The sequence below is a fragment of the Burkholderia sp. Se-20378 genome (assembly GCF_017104665.1).
Classification (GTDB): Bacteria; Pseudomonadota; Gammaproteobacteria; order Burkholderiales; family Burkholderiaceae; genus Burkholderia; species Burkholderia lata.
Genome location: NZ_JAAGPG010000010.1, coordinates 40,624 through 56,019, shown reverse-complemented (window position 1 = coordinate 56,019; position 15,396 = coordinate 40,624). Strand labels below are relative to the sequence as shown.

The following is a 15,396-nucleotide window of genomic DNA, read 5'->3' as shown; positions in this document are numbered from 1 at the left end:
GGATCTATGGAAATCGCGCGCTTGTAGATGCCTTGCAGACCCACGGGGGTGCGCAGCATCACCAGGTACTGATCGAACGACTCGATACACCCCGTCAGACGAATGCCGTTGACGAGATAGATTTCAACGCGCTTACGTTCCTTGCGCGCCGAATTGATGAAGTCGTTTTGCGGATGGGATTCTGCGGGATTGGCCATTGAGGTGCGGCAGGAGCCTGCGTCAGAGAATATGTTGTGCGTGTGTGTGGCGTGTTCGTCCACAAGGTGTTTGGCGGGATTCTACCCTGTTCGATCAGGGAGCGCGCAGTCGTGATTGTGTCGAACCGTAACCCACTATAGACGTTCCAGCGCATTTTCGCGATTCGGCCAAACGGCTAATGCGATTTCGTTACGCCGCGTTACGACTCTCGCAGTGCCGTATCACCTTGGCTCGTGCGCGGCGCATACATTGGTTGCGCGAGCCGGGCGGGCCGGCTTATCAGGGATTCAGAACATGAACAAGAGGCGATGGACAGGGTGGGTCGGGGGCGTGGCGTTGCTGGCTTCCGGCAGTGCGATGGCAGGGCATGTCGACCTGTCGGTCGGCATCGGCGTCCCGGTCGCACCGGTCTATGTCGAGCCGGCTCCGGTCTATGTGGCGCCGCAACCGGCCGTGGTCGCCTATCCGGGCTATGGATACGGCTACGACGGCGATGACGACGACGATCGCTATCGCAAATGGCGCAAGCACTACTACAAGCATTGGCACCGGCACCATGGCGACGACGATGACGATTGAGCCCGAGGCCAGCCCTGACGGCGCGCATCAGAACGCGTAGTCGGGGTTTTTCGGGTCGAAGGCGGTGTCGTCGAGCGTCGCCGGCGCGATTTTCTCGATGACGATCCGTTCGAAGATCTTGCCGTCGTTGTCGTAGGACTCGACGGTCCGGAAATAGGGCGCGTGCAGGTCGAGCCCAAGGACTTCCTTCTTCGCGTAGAACTGCGGCCGGCCGGTCGGCGTTTCGTAGGTGAGCGCGACGACGCGCACGCCGTTGATCGTTTTGGCTTCCACATCGGTCGGCCGCTGCACGCCGGCTTCCAGATATTTCTTCCCTTCGGTCAGGTACAGGTTCGTGATGAACTCGGTGCCGAGATCCTTCACCTGGTGATTCGACTGGGCGCGCGCAAGTGCGCCGTCGATTGCCGTCCACAGCGGAATCTTGCCGAGCAGGCCGCCAAGGTGTCCGTACATCTCGTCCTTGCGCTGCGTCGTGTCGTAGATGGTCTCCTGTCCGGCATGCGCGCCGCCTGGCAGCCATTTCGCATAGACGCGCAGCGGTTCGCGGGTGGTCTTCACGAGCATGCGGTCGGGCGTATCGGACCATTTCCCGCTGATGCGCTCCTGGCGCACCATCGTGAACTGGTAGGACGGGTAGCCGTTCGGACCGTTACGGATATAGAGCGGCACGGCGAGCGGATCGAGTGCCTTGAAGAGCGCCGTGAGCGTTGCGTCGTCGAGTTGCACGAGCGTGCCGCGCTGCGCGGCCGTGCGCAGCCAGCGTGCCTGCTGCACGACCGGCTCGCGTACGACTTTCGCGAGATCCGCCGGCAGTGCGACCTCCTGCGCTGCGCTCACGGCGCTGGCCGTTTCCTGTGCATGCAGGCCAGTCTGGGCGAGCGACAGCATGCACGCCGCTGCCACGGCGGCGGCGTGCCGCGCGTGGTGCTTCTTTCCTTCGTTCATCGACGGCGTCTCCGGGGGCGATGGATCGTTCAGCCTTGCTTCGCGGCCTTGATTTTGGCGAGTTCCTCGTCGCGCAACGCGCGGCGCAGGATCTTGCCGACGTTCGTCTGCGGCAGCGCGTCACGGAACTCGACGAATTTCGGCATCTTGTAGCCGGTCAGGTTCTTGCGGCAGTGCGCGAGCACGTCGTCGACCGTCAGCGACGGGTCGCGGCGCACGACGAACACCTTGATCCGTTCGCCCTGGACCTCGTCAGGAATGCCGATCGCCGCCGCTTCGCTGATGCCCGGATGCATCACCAGCACTTCCTCGATCTCGTTCGGATACACGTTGAAGCCCGACACGAGGATCATGTCCTTCTTGCGGTCGATCAGGCGGATGAAGCCGCGTTCGTCCATCACGCCGATGTCGCCGGTGCCGAGCCAGCCGTCGGCGTCGATCACCTTGGCCGTCTCGTCGGGGCGCTGCCAGTAGCCGCGCATCACCTGCGGACCATGCACGCACAGCTCGCCCGGTTCGCCGATGGGCGCCCAGGTGCCGTCCTCGCGGCGAAAGCGCACGACGGTGGACGGCGCGGGCAGGCCGATCGAACCGCTGAACGCGGCCATGTCGTTCAGGTCCACGGGGTTCATCGTGACGATCGGCGAGCACTCGGTCAGGCCGTAGCCTTCGACGACCGGCCGCCCCGTCACCTGCTGGAAGCGCTCCGCGACCGCACGCTGCATCGCCATCCCGCCGGCCATCGCGAGCTTCAGCTTCGAGAAATCGCGCTTGCGGAATTCCTCGTTGTCGAGGAACGCGTTGTACAGCGTGTTGATGCCGGTGATCCCGGTGAACGTCTCGTTGCGGATGATCTTCATCACCATCGTCATGTCGCGCGGGTTCGCGATCAGGATGTTGCGCCCGCCGAGCCCCATGAAGATGAATGCGTTCACCGTCAGCGAATAGATGTGATACAGCGGCAGCGGCGTGAGCACGGTTTCGACGTCGCCCGAGACCTGGTCGGCGATCCACGCCTTCGCCTGCAGCAGGTTCGCGATCAGGTTGCCGTGCGTGAGCATCGCGCCTTTCGCGACGCCGGTCGTGCCGCCCGTGTATTGCAGGAACGCGAGGTCGTCGCGCGTGATCTGCACGGGCTGCGGCTTGCCGCGCGCACCGAGCGCGAGCGCGGAGCGCAACCGGATGGCCTGCGGCAGGTGGTAGGCCGGCACGAGCTTCTTCACGTGCTTCAGCACGAAATTGATCAGGCGTCCTTTTGCATTGAAGCCGTCGGCGAGCAGGTCGCCGAGCGCGGTGACGACGACGTTCTTCACCTGCGTTTCCGGCAGCGCGTCCTGCAGCGTGCGCGCGAAGTTCTCGAACACGACGATCGTCTGCGCGCCGCTGTCCTTCAGCTGGTGCGCGAGTTCGCGCACCGTGTAGAGCGGATTGACGTTGACGACGATCGCGCCGGCCTTCAGCGTGCCGAACAGCGCGACCGGGTACTGGAACGTGTTCGGCAGCATGATCGCGACGCGGTCGCCGGGCTTGATGCCGATGCTTTGCAGGTACGACGCGAACGCGTCGACTTTCTGCGCGAGCGTGCGATAGGTCATCGACGCGCCTGCGCTCACGTAGGCGACGCGCTCGGCGAAGCGGCTCGTGCATTCGTCGAAGAACTGCACGAGCGATGCGTATTGCGTGACGTCGATCTCGTGCGGGACGCCGGGCGGGTATGACGCGTACCAGATGCCGTCGGTGTTCGGCGGAACCTGGGCCGCTGCGGTTGCTGCGGAAGATGACATGACGAGTCTCCGGTCTTTGCTCTCGGCGAGGGCGGGCGCTTCAGCGCCGGCCCGTGCCCCGTGCCGCACGGTCGATCGACGGGGCGCCTCGACGCCCCGCACGACCGCGCGTTTCAATCAAATCGTGAACAGGAAGCCGCGCGTGGCCTCGCGCGTTCAGTTCGTGGAATGCAGCGTCGCCGTATCGACGGCGGTCGCAGCCGACTGCGGCAGCCCGAACGCTTCGCTGGCCCCCGCGTCGTCGAGCACGGCCGCGAAGATCGACAGTTGCGCACTGTCGGGCATCGGCGCTTTCAGGGCGGCGACGATCAGCGACGACAGTCGCGCGATCATCTGCACGTCGTTCATCGTGCGACCCTGCGAGAATTCGTCGATCAGGCTTTCCGTCTCGGCGCCCGCGAGCGCGCCGGACAGCGCGCCGATCGCGAAGTGCAGTCGCCAGCCGAGCTCCGTGCGCGGCAGGTGCGGCAACGCGCGCTGGAACGCGTCGAAGAAGCGGCCAGCGACGCTCGCGTAGTGCGCGGTCAGGAAGTTGCGCACGAACGGTGACGGATCGGTGTACGCACGACCGATCAGCCGCAGGAACCCGGGCCCGCCGCGCTCGGGATTGCGCGATGCCTTCAGCGCGGGAATGAACATCGCGCCGAGCACGTGCTCGCAGGTGATGTGCGTGCCGAGTTGCGCATCGAAGCGGTCGAGGATGCCGAGGCGTTCCTGGTTGAGCTGGTCGAGCCGGCGCGACAGCATCGCGTGGATCAATGCTTCCTTGCTGCCGAAGTGGTAGTTGACCGCGGCGAGGTTGACCGCCGCGCGCGAGGTGATCTGGCGCATCGACATCGCCTCGAAGCCATGCTCGATGAACAGATCCTCGGCCGCATCGAGGATGCGCGCCTTCGTCCCGCCGGTCTGCCGCGTGCCGGATGACCGTGCCCCGGACGGCCGTCCCGCGGATGGCCGTCCCTCCTGACTTACTGCCATGTCCCGCCTCCCATGCCGGTCGCCCGGCCGCGAACTGGTGATTTGTTTGTCTGATTCAAACAGTCGTTTTTATTAAGATAAAAAATCGCGGACGGAGCGGGCAAGCAGGGAATCTGGACAAATTCCTCTAGTTCGATGTGCGAATGCGGAAAGTTTCGCGCGTGCCCTCGGCAGGACGGGGCACGCACGATGATGCGGTGCGGCAATGCGCGGGTTCAGGTGACCGTGCTACGCGTATTGACCGATTGCGTCATGTCGATGCCGCGCCGCTCGCGGCTGAACAGGATCAGCACGGCGATCACGACGGCGACGATGCCGGCCACGAGCGCGAGCGCGAAGCTGTAATTGTTGTTGTTCGAAACGGCGAGCGAGGCCTGCATCGTCGCGTTGCCCGACGCGAGCAGGTTGCCGAGCTGGTAGACGACGCCGGGGAAGGTCGCGCGGAGCTCGTCGGGCGAGATTTCGTTCAGGTGAACCGGGATCACGCCCCACGCACCCTGCACCGAGATCTGCATCAGGAACGCCCCCGCGGCGAGGGCGACCGGGCCGCTCGAGAACGCCCACAGCGGCAGCACGGGCAGGGCGATCAACGCCGCGATGAAGATGGCGCGACGCCGGCCGATCCGCTCCGAGATCGCGCCGAACGACAGGCCGCCGACGATGGCGCCGATGTTCAGCACGATCGTGATCCACGACACGGTATGCGGATCGAAGTGATGCTGTTCGCGCAGGAACGTCGGATAGAGATCCTGCGTGCCGTGCGAGAAAAAGTTGAACGCGGTCATCAGCACGATCGCGTAGATCGTGAGCTTCCAGTTCTGCTGCAACGTTGTGCCCAGGCTCGGGCGTGGGCGCTTCTCCATCTGTTTCCACGCCGGCGATTCGGGAACGTGAGCGCGGACGTACAGCACGAGCAGCGCGGGCAGCACGCCGACCATGAACATCCCGCGCCAGCCGATGTACTGGTAGAACAGGCCGAACACGACGGACGCGAGCAGGTAGCCGCTCGGATAGCCGGCCTGCAGCAGCCCCGACACGAAGCCGCGCGCATGGGTCGGCACGGTTTCCATCGTCAGTGCCGAGCCGACACCCCATTCGCCGCCCATCGCGACGCCGAACAACGCGCGCAGCACGAGCAGCGCGGTCAGGCTCGGCGCGAAACCGGATGCGAGTTCGAGCAGGGAGTAGCACGCGATGTTGACCATCAGCGTCGGGCGGCGGCCGAAGCGATCGGCGAGCCGGCCGAAGATCAGCGCGCCGAGCGGGCGCATCGCGAGCGTCAGTGTGAGCGCGAACGCGACGGCGGGAATCGTCGACCCGAATTCGGCGGCGATGTCCTTCAGCACGAAGACCATCAGGAAGAAGTCGAACGCATCGAGTGTCCAGCCGAGGTAGGCGGCGATCGTGACGTTGCGTTGTTCGCGGGTCCAGCTCATGTCCGAGGTCTCCTCGTTGGCTTGCGCGCTTACGATGTGCATGCGGATGCCGGCCGGCTTGCGCGCGGTGCGGGGGCATTGATCGAGTGTAGGCCGCGACACCGGACGATGTGGGGCGCGATAACGTCGAATCGGGAATAATCCCTAGGAAATGAACTGTTTCGGAATTGGAAACGCCGTCGCACGAAACACGCGACAGGCATCTGTATCATTCCGGAAGGCTGTTTGTATCTGTTTTGTAATGCGCTCGTGCGTACCATCACCGAATCAGGAGTCCCGATGACCGAACGTTCCGCCGCCACGCTGCCCGTGCTCGAAACTGCGCGGCTGTGGCTGCGTCCGCGTGTGCTGGCCGACCTCGATGCGTGCATCGAGATGGATCGCGATCCCGAGGTCACGCGGCACATCGCGGGGCCGTGGCACGATCCCGTCGAGCATCGGCGCTTCGTCACGCACCGGATCACGTGCGACTATCCGCCGGGCCTTGGCTACTGGTCGATCTTCGAGAAGGCCGCGCCCGATGCGTTCATCGGCTGGATCCTGCTGATTCCCGACTACGTGGACGGCGCGCGCGACGTCGAGATCGGCTGGCGGCTGGTGCGTGCGACATGGGGGCGTGGCATCGCGAGCGAGGCAGCGGCAGCCGTCATGCACCACGCCTTCGACACCGTGCGCCTGCCGCGTGTGATCGCCGATATCGCGGAGGCCAACAGCGGCTCGCTGAATGTCGCGCGCAAGCTCGGGATGCGTCGCGTGAGCGTCGTGCACGATGGCATTCCTTACATTCGACATCGTCTCGAACGCAACGATCTGCGCACATAGCGCGGCGCTGCGAGTGCGCGGGAGGGTGTCAGAGATCGTCAACCGGTGGCGTATCGAGGTCATGACGTATTAACGGCCCGCGCGATCAGGAGTATCGTTGCCGGAATTTCGCAACATGGGGTACGACCATGGCACTCGGCAACGATGTTCACCTGATTCCCGTCAAGCTGGAAGAACTGCGTCCCACGCAGATGACGGTCGGCTATCGCGAAGTCAAGGCGAAGCGCAAGCACTGGAAGGCGCTCAGCAAGCGCGCGCGCAAGGCCGCGATCGAATCGCACTGGTTCCCGGCGGTGCTCGGCCCGGACGGGCTGCACTACATCACCGATCACCACCATCTCGGCCTCGCGCTGATCGAGGAAGGCGAGGCGCGCGTGAACGCGATGCTGCTGAAGGATCTGTCGTGGCTCGACGACACGATCTTCTGGCGGATGATGGAACACAACCAGTGGGTGCACCCGTTCGGCGCGGACGGCACGCGCCGCGACTACGAGAATCTGCCGAAGGCGCTGACGGGGCTCGTGGACGATCCGTACCGCAGCCTTGCCGGCGAGCTGCGCACGGCGGGCGGCTATGCGAAGGATGCGACGCCGTTCAGCGAATTCCTGTGGGCCGACTACCTGCGTCAGCACGTGTCGCTCGACCAGATCCGCAAGAACTTCGCGAAGGCGCTCGACATCGCACTGCATCGCGCGCATGAGCAGGATGCGCGCTATCTGCCCGGCTGGTCGGGCGTCATCGCCGTCAAGCCCTGACCTCTCATGACGACCGCCCCGATCCGCCCCGATGCCGGCCCGCAGCATGCCGACCATTTCGCCGCGCTCGACGCGGCCTCGCCGCCGCCCACGCGACGCATCGGCCTCGATGCGCTGGCTGGCCTGTCGATCGCGGGCCTGCTGATCCCCGAGGCGGTCGCATACGCAGGGCTGGCCAACCTGCCGCCACAGGCCGGTCTCATCGCGCTGCTGTCGGGGCTAGTCGTCTATGCGCTCACCGGCAGCAGCCGCTTCGCGATCGTGTCGTCGACGTCGTCGTCGGCCGCCGTGCTCGCGGCGACCGTCCTCGCGGAGTCGGGGATGGCGCTTGCCGCGCAGCTCGCGCTCGCCGCCGCGCTCGTCGCGATGACGGGCGTGCTGTTCATCCTGGCCGGTGCCGCGCGGCTCGGCGGCATGTCGGACTTCGTCGCGCGGCCGGTGTTGCGCGGCTTCACGTTCGGCCTCGCGCTGACGATCGTCATCAAGCAGTTGCCGAAGATTCTCGCGATCTCCGTGCAGCACAGCGATGCGCCGCATGTCGCGCTCGACCTGATCACCGGCGCGCCGCATGCGAACCTTGCGAGCGTCGTGCTCGGTGCGATCGCACTGGCGTTGCTGTTCGCGCTCGGGCGGAGCTCGCGCGTGCCCGCGACGCTCGTCGTGATCGTGCTGTCGATCGCGGCCGGCTATGCGATCGACTGGCAGCGATACGGGATTGCGATCGTCGGTCATATCGATTTCAAGCATATCGAGTTCGGCCTGCCGACCCTCGACCGCAACGCGTGGATGCAGACCATCGAGCTTGCATTCGCGCTGATGTTGATCCTGTACGCGGAATCGTACGGATCGATCCGCAACTTCGCGTTGAAGCACGGCGACAGCGTGTCGCCGAACCGCGACCTCGTCGCGCTCGGCTGCGCGAATCTCGTGTCGGGCCTGCTGCACGGGATGCCGGTCGGCGCCGGGTATTCGGCGACCTCGGCAAACGAAGCGGCCGGTGCGCAGTCGCGCTTTGCCGGCCTGTGGGCGGCGGGCGTGGTCGCGCTGATCGTCTGGCTGCTGCTGCCGCAGCTCGCGCGCACGCCGGAGCCCGTGCTCGCGGCGATCGTGATCTTCGCGGTCAGCCACTCGCTGCATCCGTCCGTATTCCGGCCGTACTGGGCCTGGCATCGCGACCGGCTCGTCGTGATCGCCGCGCTGCTCGCGGTGCTCGTGCTCGGCGTGCTGCACGGGTTGCTCGCGGCCATCGGCGTGAGCCTGCTGCTGACGCTGCGCAAGCTGTCCGAACCGAACGTCAGCGTGCTCGGCAGGCTGCGCGACAGTCACGATTTCGTCGACGTGGCGAGCCATGCCGACGCGAAGCCGGTGCCGGGCGTGCTGATCGTGCGGCCCGAGGCGCAACTGTTCTTCGCGAATGCGGACCGGATGCTGAACCGCGTGCGTGCGCTGATGAAGGCCGAGCCGGACGCGCATACCGTGATGCTGAGCCTCGAGGAAACGCCGGATGTCGACAGCACGACGATCGAATCGTTGCGCACGTTCGCGGCCGAATGCACGGCGCGCGGGTTGCGGCTCGCCATCGTGCGGCTCAAGGTGCACGCGCTGCATGCGTTGCGTCGCGCGGCCGACGATACGCTGCACGAGGATGCCATGTCCGAACTGAGCGTCGACGAGAGCCTGCAACTGCTGCAGGCCGGGATGCCGCCGGACGGCAGCGACGGCACGACCGCCGCGTGACGAGGCGGCGCGCCGGCGCGTGCTATTGCGACACCACGGTGTCGGCGGAGCGATCGATCATGTCGGTCACTTCGGCCGCTGTCGGCGCATAGGCGCCTGCATGCGCACAGGCGACCGCCGCGCACGCCGCTGCGTAGCGCAAATGCTCGGCGGCTGATGCATCTGGACGCGTGAGCTGGCTCGCAAGCCAGCCGCCGATGCTCGCATCGCCGCAGCCGACGGTGTCCGCCACGTCGGTCGGGAACGCGGGCTGAAACAGCACGGTGTCGCGATGCAGGAGCTGCATGCCCGATGCGCCGCGCGTGACGAGCATTGCCGCGTCGGGCGCCCACGTGCGCAGTTGCGCGAGCGCGGCGGCTTCATCGAGTTCGGGAAACAGCCCGCGCAGATCCTCGTCCGATACCTTGATCCAGTCGGCGAGCCCGGCCAGCTTGCGCAGCGTGTCGCGATACGACGGTGCCGCCATCGGCGCGCGGAAGTTCGGGTCGAACGAGATCCGCTTGCCGGCCGCCCGCGCAGCTTGCGCCACGTCGATCAGGCGCGACGCGAGCGGCTCGCGTACGACGCCGAGCGAACCCACGTGCACGATCTCGGCCGCGTCGAGTGCGCCGGCGGGCAGGTCCGCCGGATCGAATGCGAGATCGGCGCTGTTCTCGCCGATGAAGAAGTAATGGGGCGGCTGCTTCGATACGACCATCGCGAGCAGCGGCGCGCGATCGACCTGCCGGATGAAGCGCAGGTCGAGCCCTGCGTCGGCGCTCTTGCGCATCAGCTCGTCGCCGAAGGTGTCGCGGCTGACCGTGCCGGCGAAGGCCGTCGGCACGCCGAGTCGTGCACCGACGCGCGCGACGTTCCAGCATGAGCCGCCGGCGACGCTGTGCCAGTGCTGCGCGTCGTCGCGGATGAAATCGGTCAATGCTTCGCCGAATACGATCAGGCGGGGAAACGTCGTCGTCATGTCGAACCTTGTGCCGCGGCGTTGTGCGCGGCCATGCAGCGATTGATCTGAAAAGACGGGCCGTGCGGGCCGTCGCACGTTGCGACGCGGCCCGGCACTGCCCGGTTGCGTGGGCGGACGGGCGGCGCGATCAGCGCGGGGTGCTCCAGCCCTTGTAGCTCTTCACGTTGTCGCGCGTGATGAGCGTCGGTTCGATCAGGATCATCGGGTTGGCCGGCTTCTGGCCATTCATGATGCCGTAGCCGACGTTGACGGCCTGCTGCGCCATCGCCCAAGGATCCTGGCTCGACGACGCCTGCACGAGCGTATTCGACTTGAGCGCGACCTCGATATCGGGCGCACCGTCGACCGACGTGATCACGATGCCCGGGCGGTTCAGCTGTTTCGCGGCGAGATCGCTGCCGATCGCTTGCGGGTCGTTGATCGTGAACACCGCATCGAGCTTCGGAAAGCGCGTCAGGTAGCCCTGCATCGCGTTCATCCCGCCTTCGCGCGAGCCCTTGCCGTCCTGGTCGCTCGACAGCACCTTGATGCCGGCGTTTTTCGCGAGCACGGTCTTGCAGCCGTTGACGCGATCGATCACGGCCGATACCTGCGGGCCGTTCTCGATGATCACGTTGCCTTTGCCGCTGAGTTTCTTCGCGATGTAGTCGCATGCCAGCTCGCCGGCCTTCACGTTGTTGGTCTGCACGGTCGCATTCGCGCCCGCCGCCGCGACGTCGACCGCGACGACCGTGATGCCGGCCGCCTGCGCCTTCTTCACCGCCGGCTCGATCGCCTTCGGATCGGTAGCGTTGAGCAGGATCATGTCGACGTGCGCGGAGATGAAGTTGTCGATCTGCGTGAACTGCTTGTTCAGGTCGTAGTCGGCCGACACGGCCGTGACTTTCGCGTTCGGGTTGATCTGCCTGGCGCGCGCCTCGGCGCCCTTGACGATCGTGACGAAGTACGGGTTGCCGAGCGATCCGACCGTGACGCCGATCGATTTGAGCGGCTTGTCGGCCGCGTGCGCGGCGGAAGCGCCGAAGGCGAGTGCGCAGGCGACGGCGGTCAGGGCGGCTTTGTGCTTGAACATGTCGTTGTGTCTCCGTGAAGTTGCTTGGCGAGCGGGCGCAGGGATCGGCCTGCGCCGCAAGATTGAATGGACGGGAAGGGGTTCAGGTACGCGCGGAATCGCGCTGGCGGTAGCGGTCGAGCGCGACCGCGCCGATGATCACGAGCCCCTTGATGATGTACTGCCAGATGTCGGACACGCCGAGCAGCACGAGGCCGTTCGTCAGCACGGCGATGATCAGCGCACCGATCAGCGTGCCGACGATCGAGCCGACGCCGCCGACGAAGCTCGTGCCGCCGAGGATCACCGCGGCGATCGCGTCGAGTTCGTAAGACTGGCCGAGCTGCAGGCCGTTGGCCGCATAGAGCCGCGCGGCCGACATCACCGCGCCGAGGCCGGCGAGCAGACCCGACGCCGCATACACGAACATCTGGATCGCCCGCACGTTGATGCCCGACAGGCGGGCGGCTTCCGGATTGCCGCCAACCGAATAGATGCGCATCCCGAGCACCGTGCGGCGCAGGATGAACCACGAAATCGCGATGACCGCGCACGCGATCACGACGAGCCACGGTACGCCGAGGATCGTGCCGTTGCCGATGAACGCGAACGGCAATTGCGGATTGAACACGGTCGTGTCGTTGCCGATCAGGCGCGCGACGCCGCGCACGGCCGTCATCGCGCCGAGCGTGACGATGAACGGCGGCAGGCGCAGGAACGAGATCAGGCCGCCGTTGATCGCGCCGAACACGAGGCCGACGATGAGCGCGAACGGCACGCCGAGCCAGCCCCAGCCCGGGATGGTCGACGCGAGCAGCGCGGCGACGGCGGCGGCGGCGAGCACCGAGCCGACCGACAGGTCGATGCCGCCGGTCAGGATCACGAAGGTCATGCCGGCGGCGAGCACGATGTTGATCGACGCCTGCTGCGTGACGATCGACAGGTTCTGCAGCGTGAAGAAACCGTCGGTCAGGAAGCCGAAGCCGATGCACAGGACCAGCAGCACCGGCAGCATGCCGGCGGTGCGGATCAGCGATTGCATGCGGGCGCGGTGATCGGCGCCGCGCAATAGCGGCGTACGGGTGGCCACCGGCTGGGCCGTCGCGGAAGCGAGGTTCCGCTGCTTGGTCGGGTTGATCATTTCGGTAACCTGAATGTAAGAAGGAAATGAAAAGGGCGAGGCTCAGTGCGCGTCGGCGACTTCGGCTTGCGAGCCGGTGGCGAGCGCGATGATGGCTTCCTGCGTGATGGGCGTCTGCGTGTAGCCGCCGAGTTCGCCGGCGATCTCGCCTTCGCGCATCACGAGCACGCGGTCGGCGACACCGATGATCTCCGGCAGTTCGCTCGAGATCACGATCACGCCCACGCCGGCCCGGGCCAGCTCGTTGATGATCCGGTAGATCTCTGATTTGGCGCCGATGTCGACGCCGCGGGTCGGTTCGTCGAGGATCAGCACGCGCGGCTTCGTCTCGAGCAGGCGCGACAGCAGCACTTTCTGCTGGTTGCCGCCCGACAGTGCGCCGACGTTGACGTTCGCGTTCGGCACGCGGATCGACAGCGACGCAATGGCGTCCTGCGCGCGTTCGGCACCGCGCGCGAGATCGAGCGCACCGAGCCGCGCGTCGCGGTTGCAGACCGAAATGTTGATGTTGTCGCGCACGCTCATGTCGAGGAACAGGCCCTGGCGCTTGCGGTCTTCGGTCAGATAGACGAGGCCCGCATCGATCGCGTCGCGCGGCGAGTGCGCGCCGAACGTGCGCTCGCCCACCTTTACGTCGCCGCGCACGCGCGGTTCGGCGCCGAAGATCAGCCGCGCGAGTTCGGTGCGGCCTGCGCCGACGAGCCCCGCGATGCCGAGCACCTCGCCGGCGTGCAGATCGAGGCTGCAGCCGCGCACGCGCGCACCGTCGGCGATGTCGCGGACCGACAGCAGCAGGTGGCCGGGGTCGTACGGCGCGTGTTCCTTCTTGTAGAAGCCGGAGATGTCGCGGCCGACCATCATTGCGACGAGACGCTCGGCCGACAACGAAGCGCGTTCCAGCGTGCCGACGTACGTGCCGTCGCGCAGCACCGACACCCGGTCGGACAATTCGTAGATCTCCGCCATCCGGTGGCTGATGTAGATGATCGCGAGACCTTCCTCGCGCAACTGGCGGATCAGGCGGAACAGGTGTTCGGTCTCGCGCGACGACAGCGGCGTGGTCGGCTCGTCCATCACGAGGATGCGTGCACGGGTGTGCACGGCGCGCGCGATCTCGACGAGCTGTTGCTCCGCGATCGACAGCGTACCGACGAGCGTGTCGGGCCCGAACGATGCGCCCAGGCGCGCGAGCACGTCCTCGCAGCCGCGCGCCATCGCTGCGCGGTCGATCGTGCCCCAGCGCCGGTTGCCGCGCCGCAGTTCGCGGCCGATGTAGATGTTTTCCGCGACGCTCAGGTTCGGCGACAGGCACAGCTCCTGGTAGATCACCGCGACGCCCGCATCGCGCGCGGCAAGCGGGCCGTCGATGTCGATGCGGGCACCGTCGATCAGGATCTCGCCGCCGGCGTCGGCGCGGTATGCGCCCGACAGGATTTTCATCAGCGTCGATTTGCCCGCGCCGTTTTCGCCCATCAGCGAATGGATCTCGCCGGGATAGACGGTCAGGCTGACGTTGTCGAGCGCGCGCACGGCCGGGAACGTCTTGCTGATCCCGCGCATCTCGAGCAACGGGCGGGGCGACTCAGATCGCGACATGGTTGACCTCCTGCGAGTCGGTGCGGGCGCCCTTGAGGATGCCGGCCCGCGGGGAGAAGTTGAAGAACATCGGCAGCGTGGCCGCACCGATCGCACCGGCGTCGGCGCCGAACGTGCCGCGTACGAGCACCGGCGTGCCGCGCGCTTCGGGCGCGGTGGCCACGAGCGCCGCGCGCAGGCGCGTCGTGACCGCGTCGAGCAGGCCCGCGTCGGTATCGGCATCGAGCACGACCACCGGCGCATCGACCACGCACAGCACTGCGCGCAACGCCGGTGCCAGCGCGTCGACGCAATCGTCGATCCATTCGTCGACGGCCGGCAGGCCGCGAGCGATGCACGCTTCCAGATCGGCCCGGTTGTCGACCGTCTCGCCGTGATGGCGCAGGTGGCGCACCAGCGCGTGCAGCGACGCGCGCGCGAGCAGGATGTCCCACGGGCCGCGCGGCGGCGGCGCGGAAGCCAGCCGGCTCGGCGGCACGGGAATCACGGCGATGTCGCCCGCATTGCCGGTCACGCCGCGCAGGCAGTCGCCATCGATCGCGATGCCGCCGCCGATCGCCGGCCCGATGAACAGGTAGACGAAGTCGTCGCACTGCCGGCCGTATCCGTAGAACAGCTCGGCGATCGCGGCTGCGTTACCGTCGTTTTCGCCGAAGACGGGCAGCGACAGCATGCGACCGAGGTCGGCCGCGAAATCCACGTCTTCCCACGCGCGGAACGTGTCGGGTGCGAGGCCGAGTTCACGCATCCACGCGCCGAGGTTGTACGGCTGTGCGACGCCGATGCCGGTCAGGCGCGCGCGCTCGTGGTCGGGGAGGAGGGCCTGCATTGCGTCGATGTCGTGGCGGACGATCTCGAGCACGTCGGCGGGCGGCGGCAGCAGTGTGTCGTGCGAGCGGCGGCCGAGTACGTCACCCGCGAAGTTGACGAGCGCCGTTTCGATGCGCATCCGGTCGAGATGGACGCCGATGCCGAACGCGCCGCGCGGGTCGAGGCGGATCAGCGAGGCCGGCTGGCCGCGCTGGCCTTCGGTGCGGCCCGCGAATTCGATCAGCTTCGCATCGGCGAGTGACCCGATGATGCTGCCGACTGCCGTTCCCGTCATGTTCGCAAGGCGGGCGAGGTCGGCTTTCGATGCGCTGCCTGCGCGGCGCAGCGTCTTCAGCAGCAGGCGCTCGTTGTAACGGCGCACGTTGGCCGAATTGCTTCCCTGGCCGAAGTGCGGGCTTCTCATGGCGTCTCCTTCCATGGCGCGCCGTTCGGTGGCGCATTAAATAAATCACGTTGATTTATTTAACCGCGTGAGCGTCGGCATGTCAGCCTAGGGAAATCCCGGTTTGGGGTGGAGGCGGGGATGCTGGTGCGGGGTGTCCGGAATCGGGGGTGGAACGCGGGGATCGAGAAAGTCAGATT

General features: G+C 66.5%; 14 protein-coding genes. 4 read left to right on the top strand and 10 right to left on the bottom strand.

All coding sequences use genetic code 11. The features are described 5' to 3' along the window. A partial coding sequence (hfq, locus tag G3N93_RS03190; RefSeq protein WP_206132266.1) for an RNA chaperone Hfq occupies positions 1-197 on the bottom strand: 197 nt, incomplete at its 3' end. 295 nt (positions 198-492) lie between these two features. Between hfq and G3N93_RS03185 the strand changes: the two genes are divergently transcribed. Further along, positions 493-777: a hypothetical protein gene (locus tag G3N93_RS03185; protein ID WP_174934386.1), complete on the top strand. Its 285-nt coding sequence runs from the start codon at positions 493-495 to the stop codon at positions 775-777. Between the two features lie 27 nt (positions 778-804). On the opposite strand, the gene G3N93_RS03180 is transcribed toward G3N93_RS03185, so the two are convergent. From G3N93_RS03180 to G3N93_RS03165, 4 genes are all read right to left on the bottom strand, one after another. Then, on the bottom strand, positions 805-1,722 hold the full coding sequence (locus tag G3N93_RS03180) for a DUF1571 domain-containing protein (protein WP_206132265.1): 918 nt from the start codon (positions 1,720-1,722) through the stop codon (positions 805-807). A gap of 29 nt (positions 1,723-1,751) precedes the next feature. Then, positions 1,752-3,506, bottom strand: a complete 1,755-nt coding sequence (locus tag G3N93_RS03175) for an AMP-binding protein (protein WP_174934382.1) — start codon at positions 3,504-3,506, stop codon at positions 1,752-1,754. A 156-nt stretch (positions 3,507-3,662) separates the two neighbouring features. After that, complete coding sequence (locus tag G3N93_RS03170; protein ID WP_089494738.1) at positions 3,663-4,484, bottom strand: TetR/AcrR family transcriptional regulator; 822 nt, start codon at positions 4,482-4,484, stop codon at positions 3,663-3,665. Positions 4,485-4,699: 215 nt separating this feature from the next. Beyond that, positions 4,700-5,920, bottom strand: coding sequence for an MFS transporter (locus tag G3N93_RS03165; RefSeq protein WP_174934380.1), 1,221 nt, complete (start codon positions 5,918-5,920; stop codon positions 4,700-4,702). 279 nt (positions 5,921-6,199) lie between these two features. Here G3N93_RS03165 and G3N93_RS03160 point away from each other — a divergent pair, with 279 nt between their 5' ends. From G3N93_RS03160 to G3N93_RS03150, 3 genes are all read left to right on the top strand, one after another. Further along, on the top strand, positions 6,200-6,742 hold the full coding sequence (locus tag G3N93_RS03160) for a GNAT family N-acetyltransferase (RefSeq protein ID WP_174934378.1): 543 nt from the start codon (positions 6,200-6,202) through the stop codon (positions 6,740-6,742). Positions 6,743-6,870: 128 nt separating this feature from the next. Continuing rightward, positions 6,871-7,497 (top strand): ParB-like protein, encoded by a 627-nt coding sequence (locus G3N93_RS03155; RefSeq protein ID WP_174934376.1) that lies wholly within the window; start codon positions 6,871-6,873, stop codon positions 7,495-7,497. Between the two features lie 6 nt (positions 7,498-7,503). Then, complete coding sequence (locus G3N93_RS03150) at positions 7,504-9,234, top strand: SulP family inorganic anion transporter (protein WP_174934374.1); 1,731 nt, start codon at positions 7,504-7,506, stop codon at positions 9,232-9,234. A gap of 22 nt (positions 9,235-9,256) precedes the next feature. On the opposite strand, the gene G3N93_RS03145 is transcribed toward G3N93_RS03150, so the two are convergent. From G3N93_RS03145 to G3N93_RS03125, 5 genes are all read right to left on the bottom strand, one after another. Continuing rightward, a complete protein-coding gene (locus tag G3N93_RS03145; protein WP_206132264.1) occupies positions 9,257-10,192 on the bottom strand; it encodes a carbohydrate kinase in 936 nt (311 codons plus the stop codon). 130 nt (positions 10,193-10,322) lie between these two features. Beyond that, positions 10,323-11,267 (bottom strand): ABC transporter substrate-binding protein, encoded by a 945-nt coding sequence (locus G3N93_RS03140; protein ID WP_206132263.1) that lies wholly within the window; start codon positions 11,265-11,267, stop codon positions 10,323-10,325. An 82-nt stretch (positions 11,268-11,349) separates the two neighbouring features. Next, a complete protein-coding gene (locus G3N93_RS03135) occupies positions 11,350-12,387 on the bottom strand; it encodes a ribose ABC transporter permease (RefSeq protein ID WP_011351839.1) in 1,038 nt (345 codons plus the stop codon). Positions 12,388-12,429: 42 nt separating this feature from the next. Continuing rightward, positions 12,430-13,983, bottom strand: a complete 1,554-nt coding sequence (locus G3N93_RS03130; RefSeq protein ID WP_174934367.1) for a sugar ABC transporter ATP-binding protein — start codon at positions 13,981-13,983, stop codon at positions 12,430-12,432. After that, positions 13,970-15,217: an ROK family protein gene (locus G3N93_RS03125; RefSeq protein ID WP_206132262.1), complete on the bottom strand. Its 1,248-nt coding sequence runs from the start codon at positions 15,215-15,217 to the stop codon at positions 13,970-13,972. The genes G3N93_RS03130 and G3N93_RS03125 overlap by 14 nt, the downstream gene beginning before the upstream one ends. Positions 15,218-15,396 lie beyond the last annotated feature (179 nt).

Coding starts and splice junctions, on each gene's coding strand:
- G3N93_RS03185 (WP_174934386.1), top strand. CDS start 493: ATGAACAAGAGGCGATGGACAGGGTGGGTCGGGGGCGTGGCGTTGCTG.
- G3N93_RS03180 (WP_206132265.1), bottom strand. CDS start 1,722: ATGAACGAAGGAAAGAAGCACCACGCGCGGCACGCCGCCGCCGTGGCA.
- G3N93_RS03175 (WP_174934382.1), bottom strand. CDS start 3,506: ATGTCATCTTCCGCAGCAACCGCAGCGGCCCAGGTTCCGCCGAACACC.
- G3N93_RS03170 (WP_089494738.1), bottom strand. CDS start 4,484: ATGGCAGTAAGTCAGGAGGGACGGCCATCCGCGGGACGGCCGTCCGGG.
- G3N93_RS03165 (WP_174934380.1), bottom strand. CDS start 5,920: ATGAGCTGGACCCGCGAACAACGCAACGTCACGATCGCCGCCTACCTC.
- G3N93_RS03160 (WP_174934378.1), top strand. CDS start 6,200: ATGACCGAACGTTCCGCCGCCACGCTGCCCGTGCTCGAAACTGCGCGG.
- G3N93_RS03155 (WP_174934376.1), top strand. CDS start 6,871: ATGGCACTCGGCAACGATGTTCACCTGATTCCCGTCAAGCTGGAAGAA.
- G3N93_RS03150 (WP_174934374.1), top strand. CDS start 7,504: ATGACGACCGCCCCGATCCGCCCCGATGCCGGCCCGCAGCATGCCGAC.
- G3N93_RS03145 (WP_206132264.1), bottom strand. CDS start 10,192: ATGACGACGACGTTTCCCCGCCTGATCGTATTCGGCGAAGCATTGACC.
- G3N93_RS03140 (WP_206132263.1), bottom strand. CDS start 11,267: ATGTTCAAGCACAAAGCCGCCCTGACCGCCGTCGCCTGCGCACTCGCC.
- G3N93_RS03135 (WP_011351839.1), bottom strand. CDS start 12,387: ATGATCAACCCGACCAAGCAGCGGAACCTCGCTTCCGCGACGGCCCAG.
- G3N93_RS03130 (WP_174934367.1), bottom strand. CDS start 13,983: ATGTCGCGATCTGAGTCGCCCCGCCCGTTGCTCGAGATGCGCGGGATC.
- G3N93_RS03125 (WP_206132262.1), bottom strand. CDS start 15,217: ATGAGAAGCCCGCACTTCGGCCAGGGAAGCAATTCGGCCAACGTGCGC.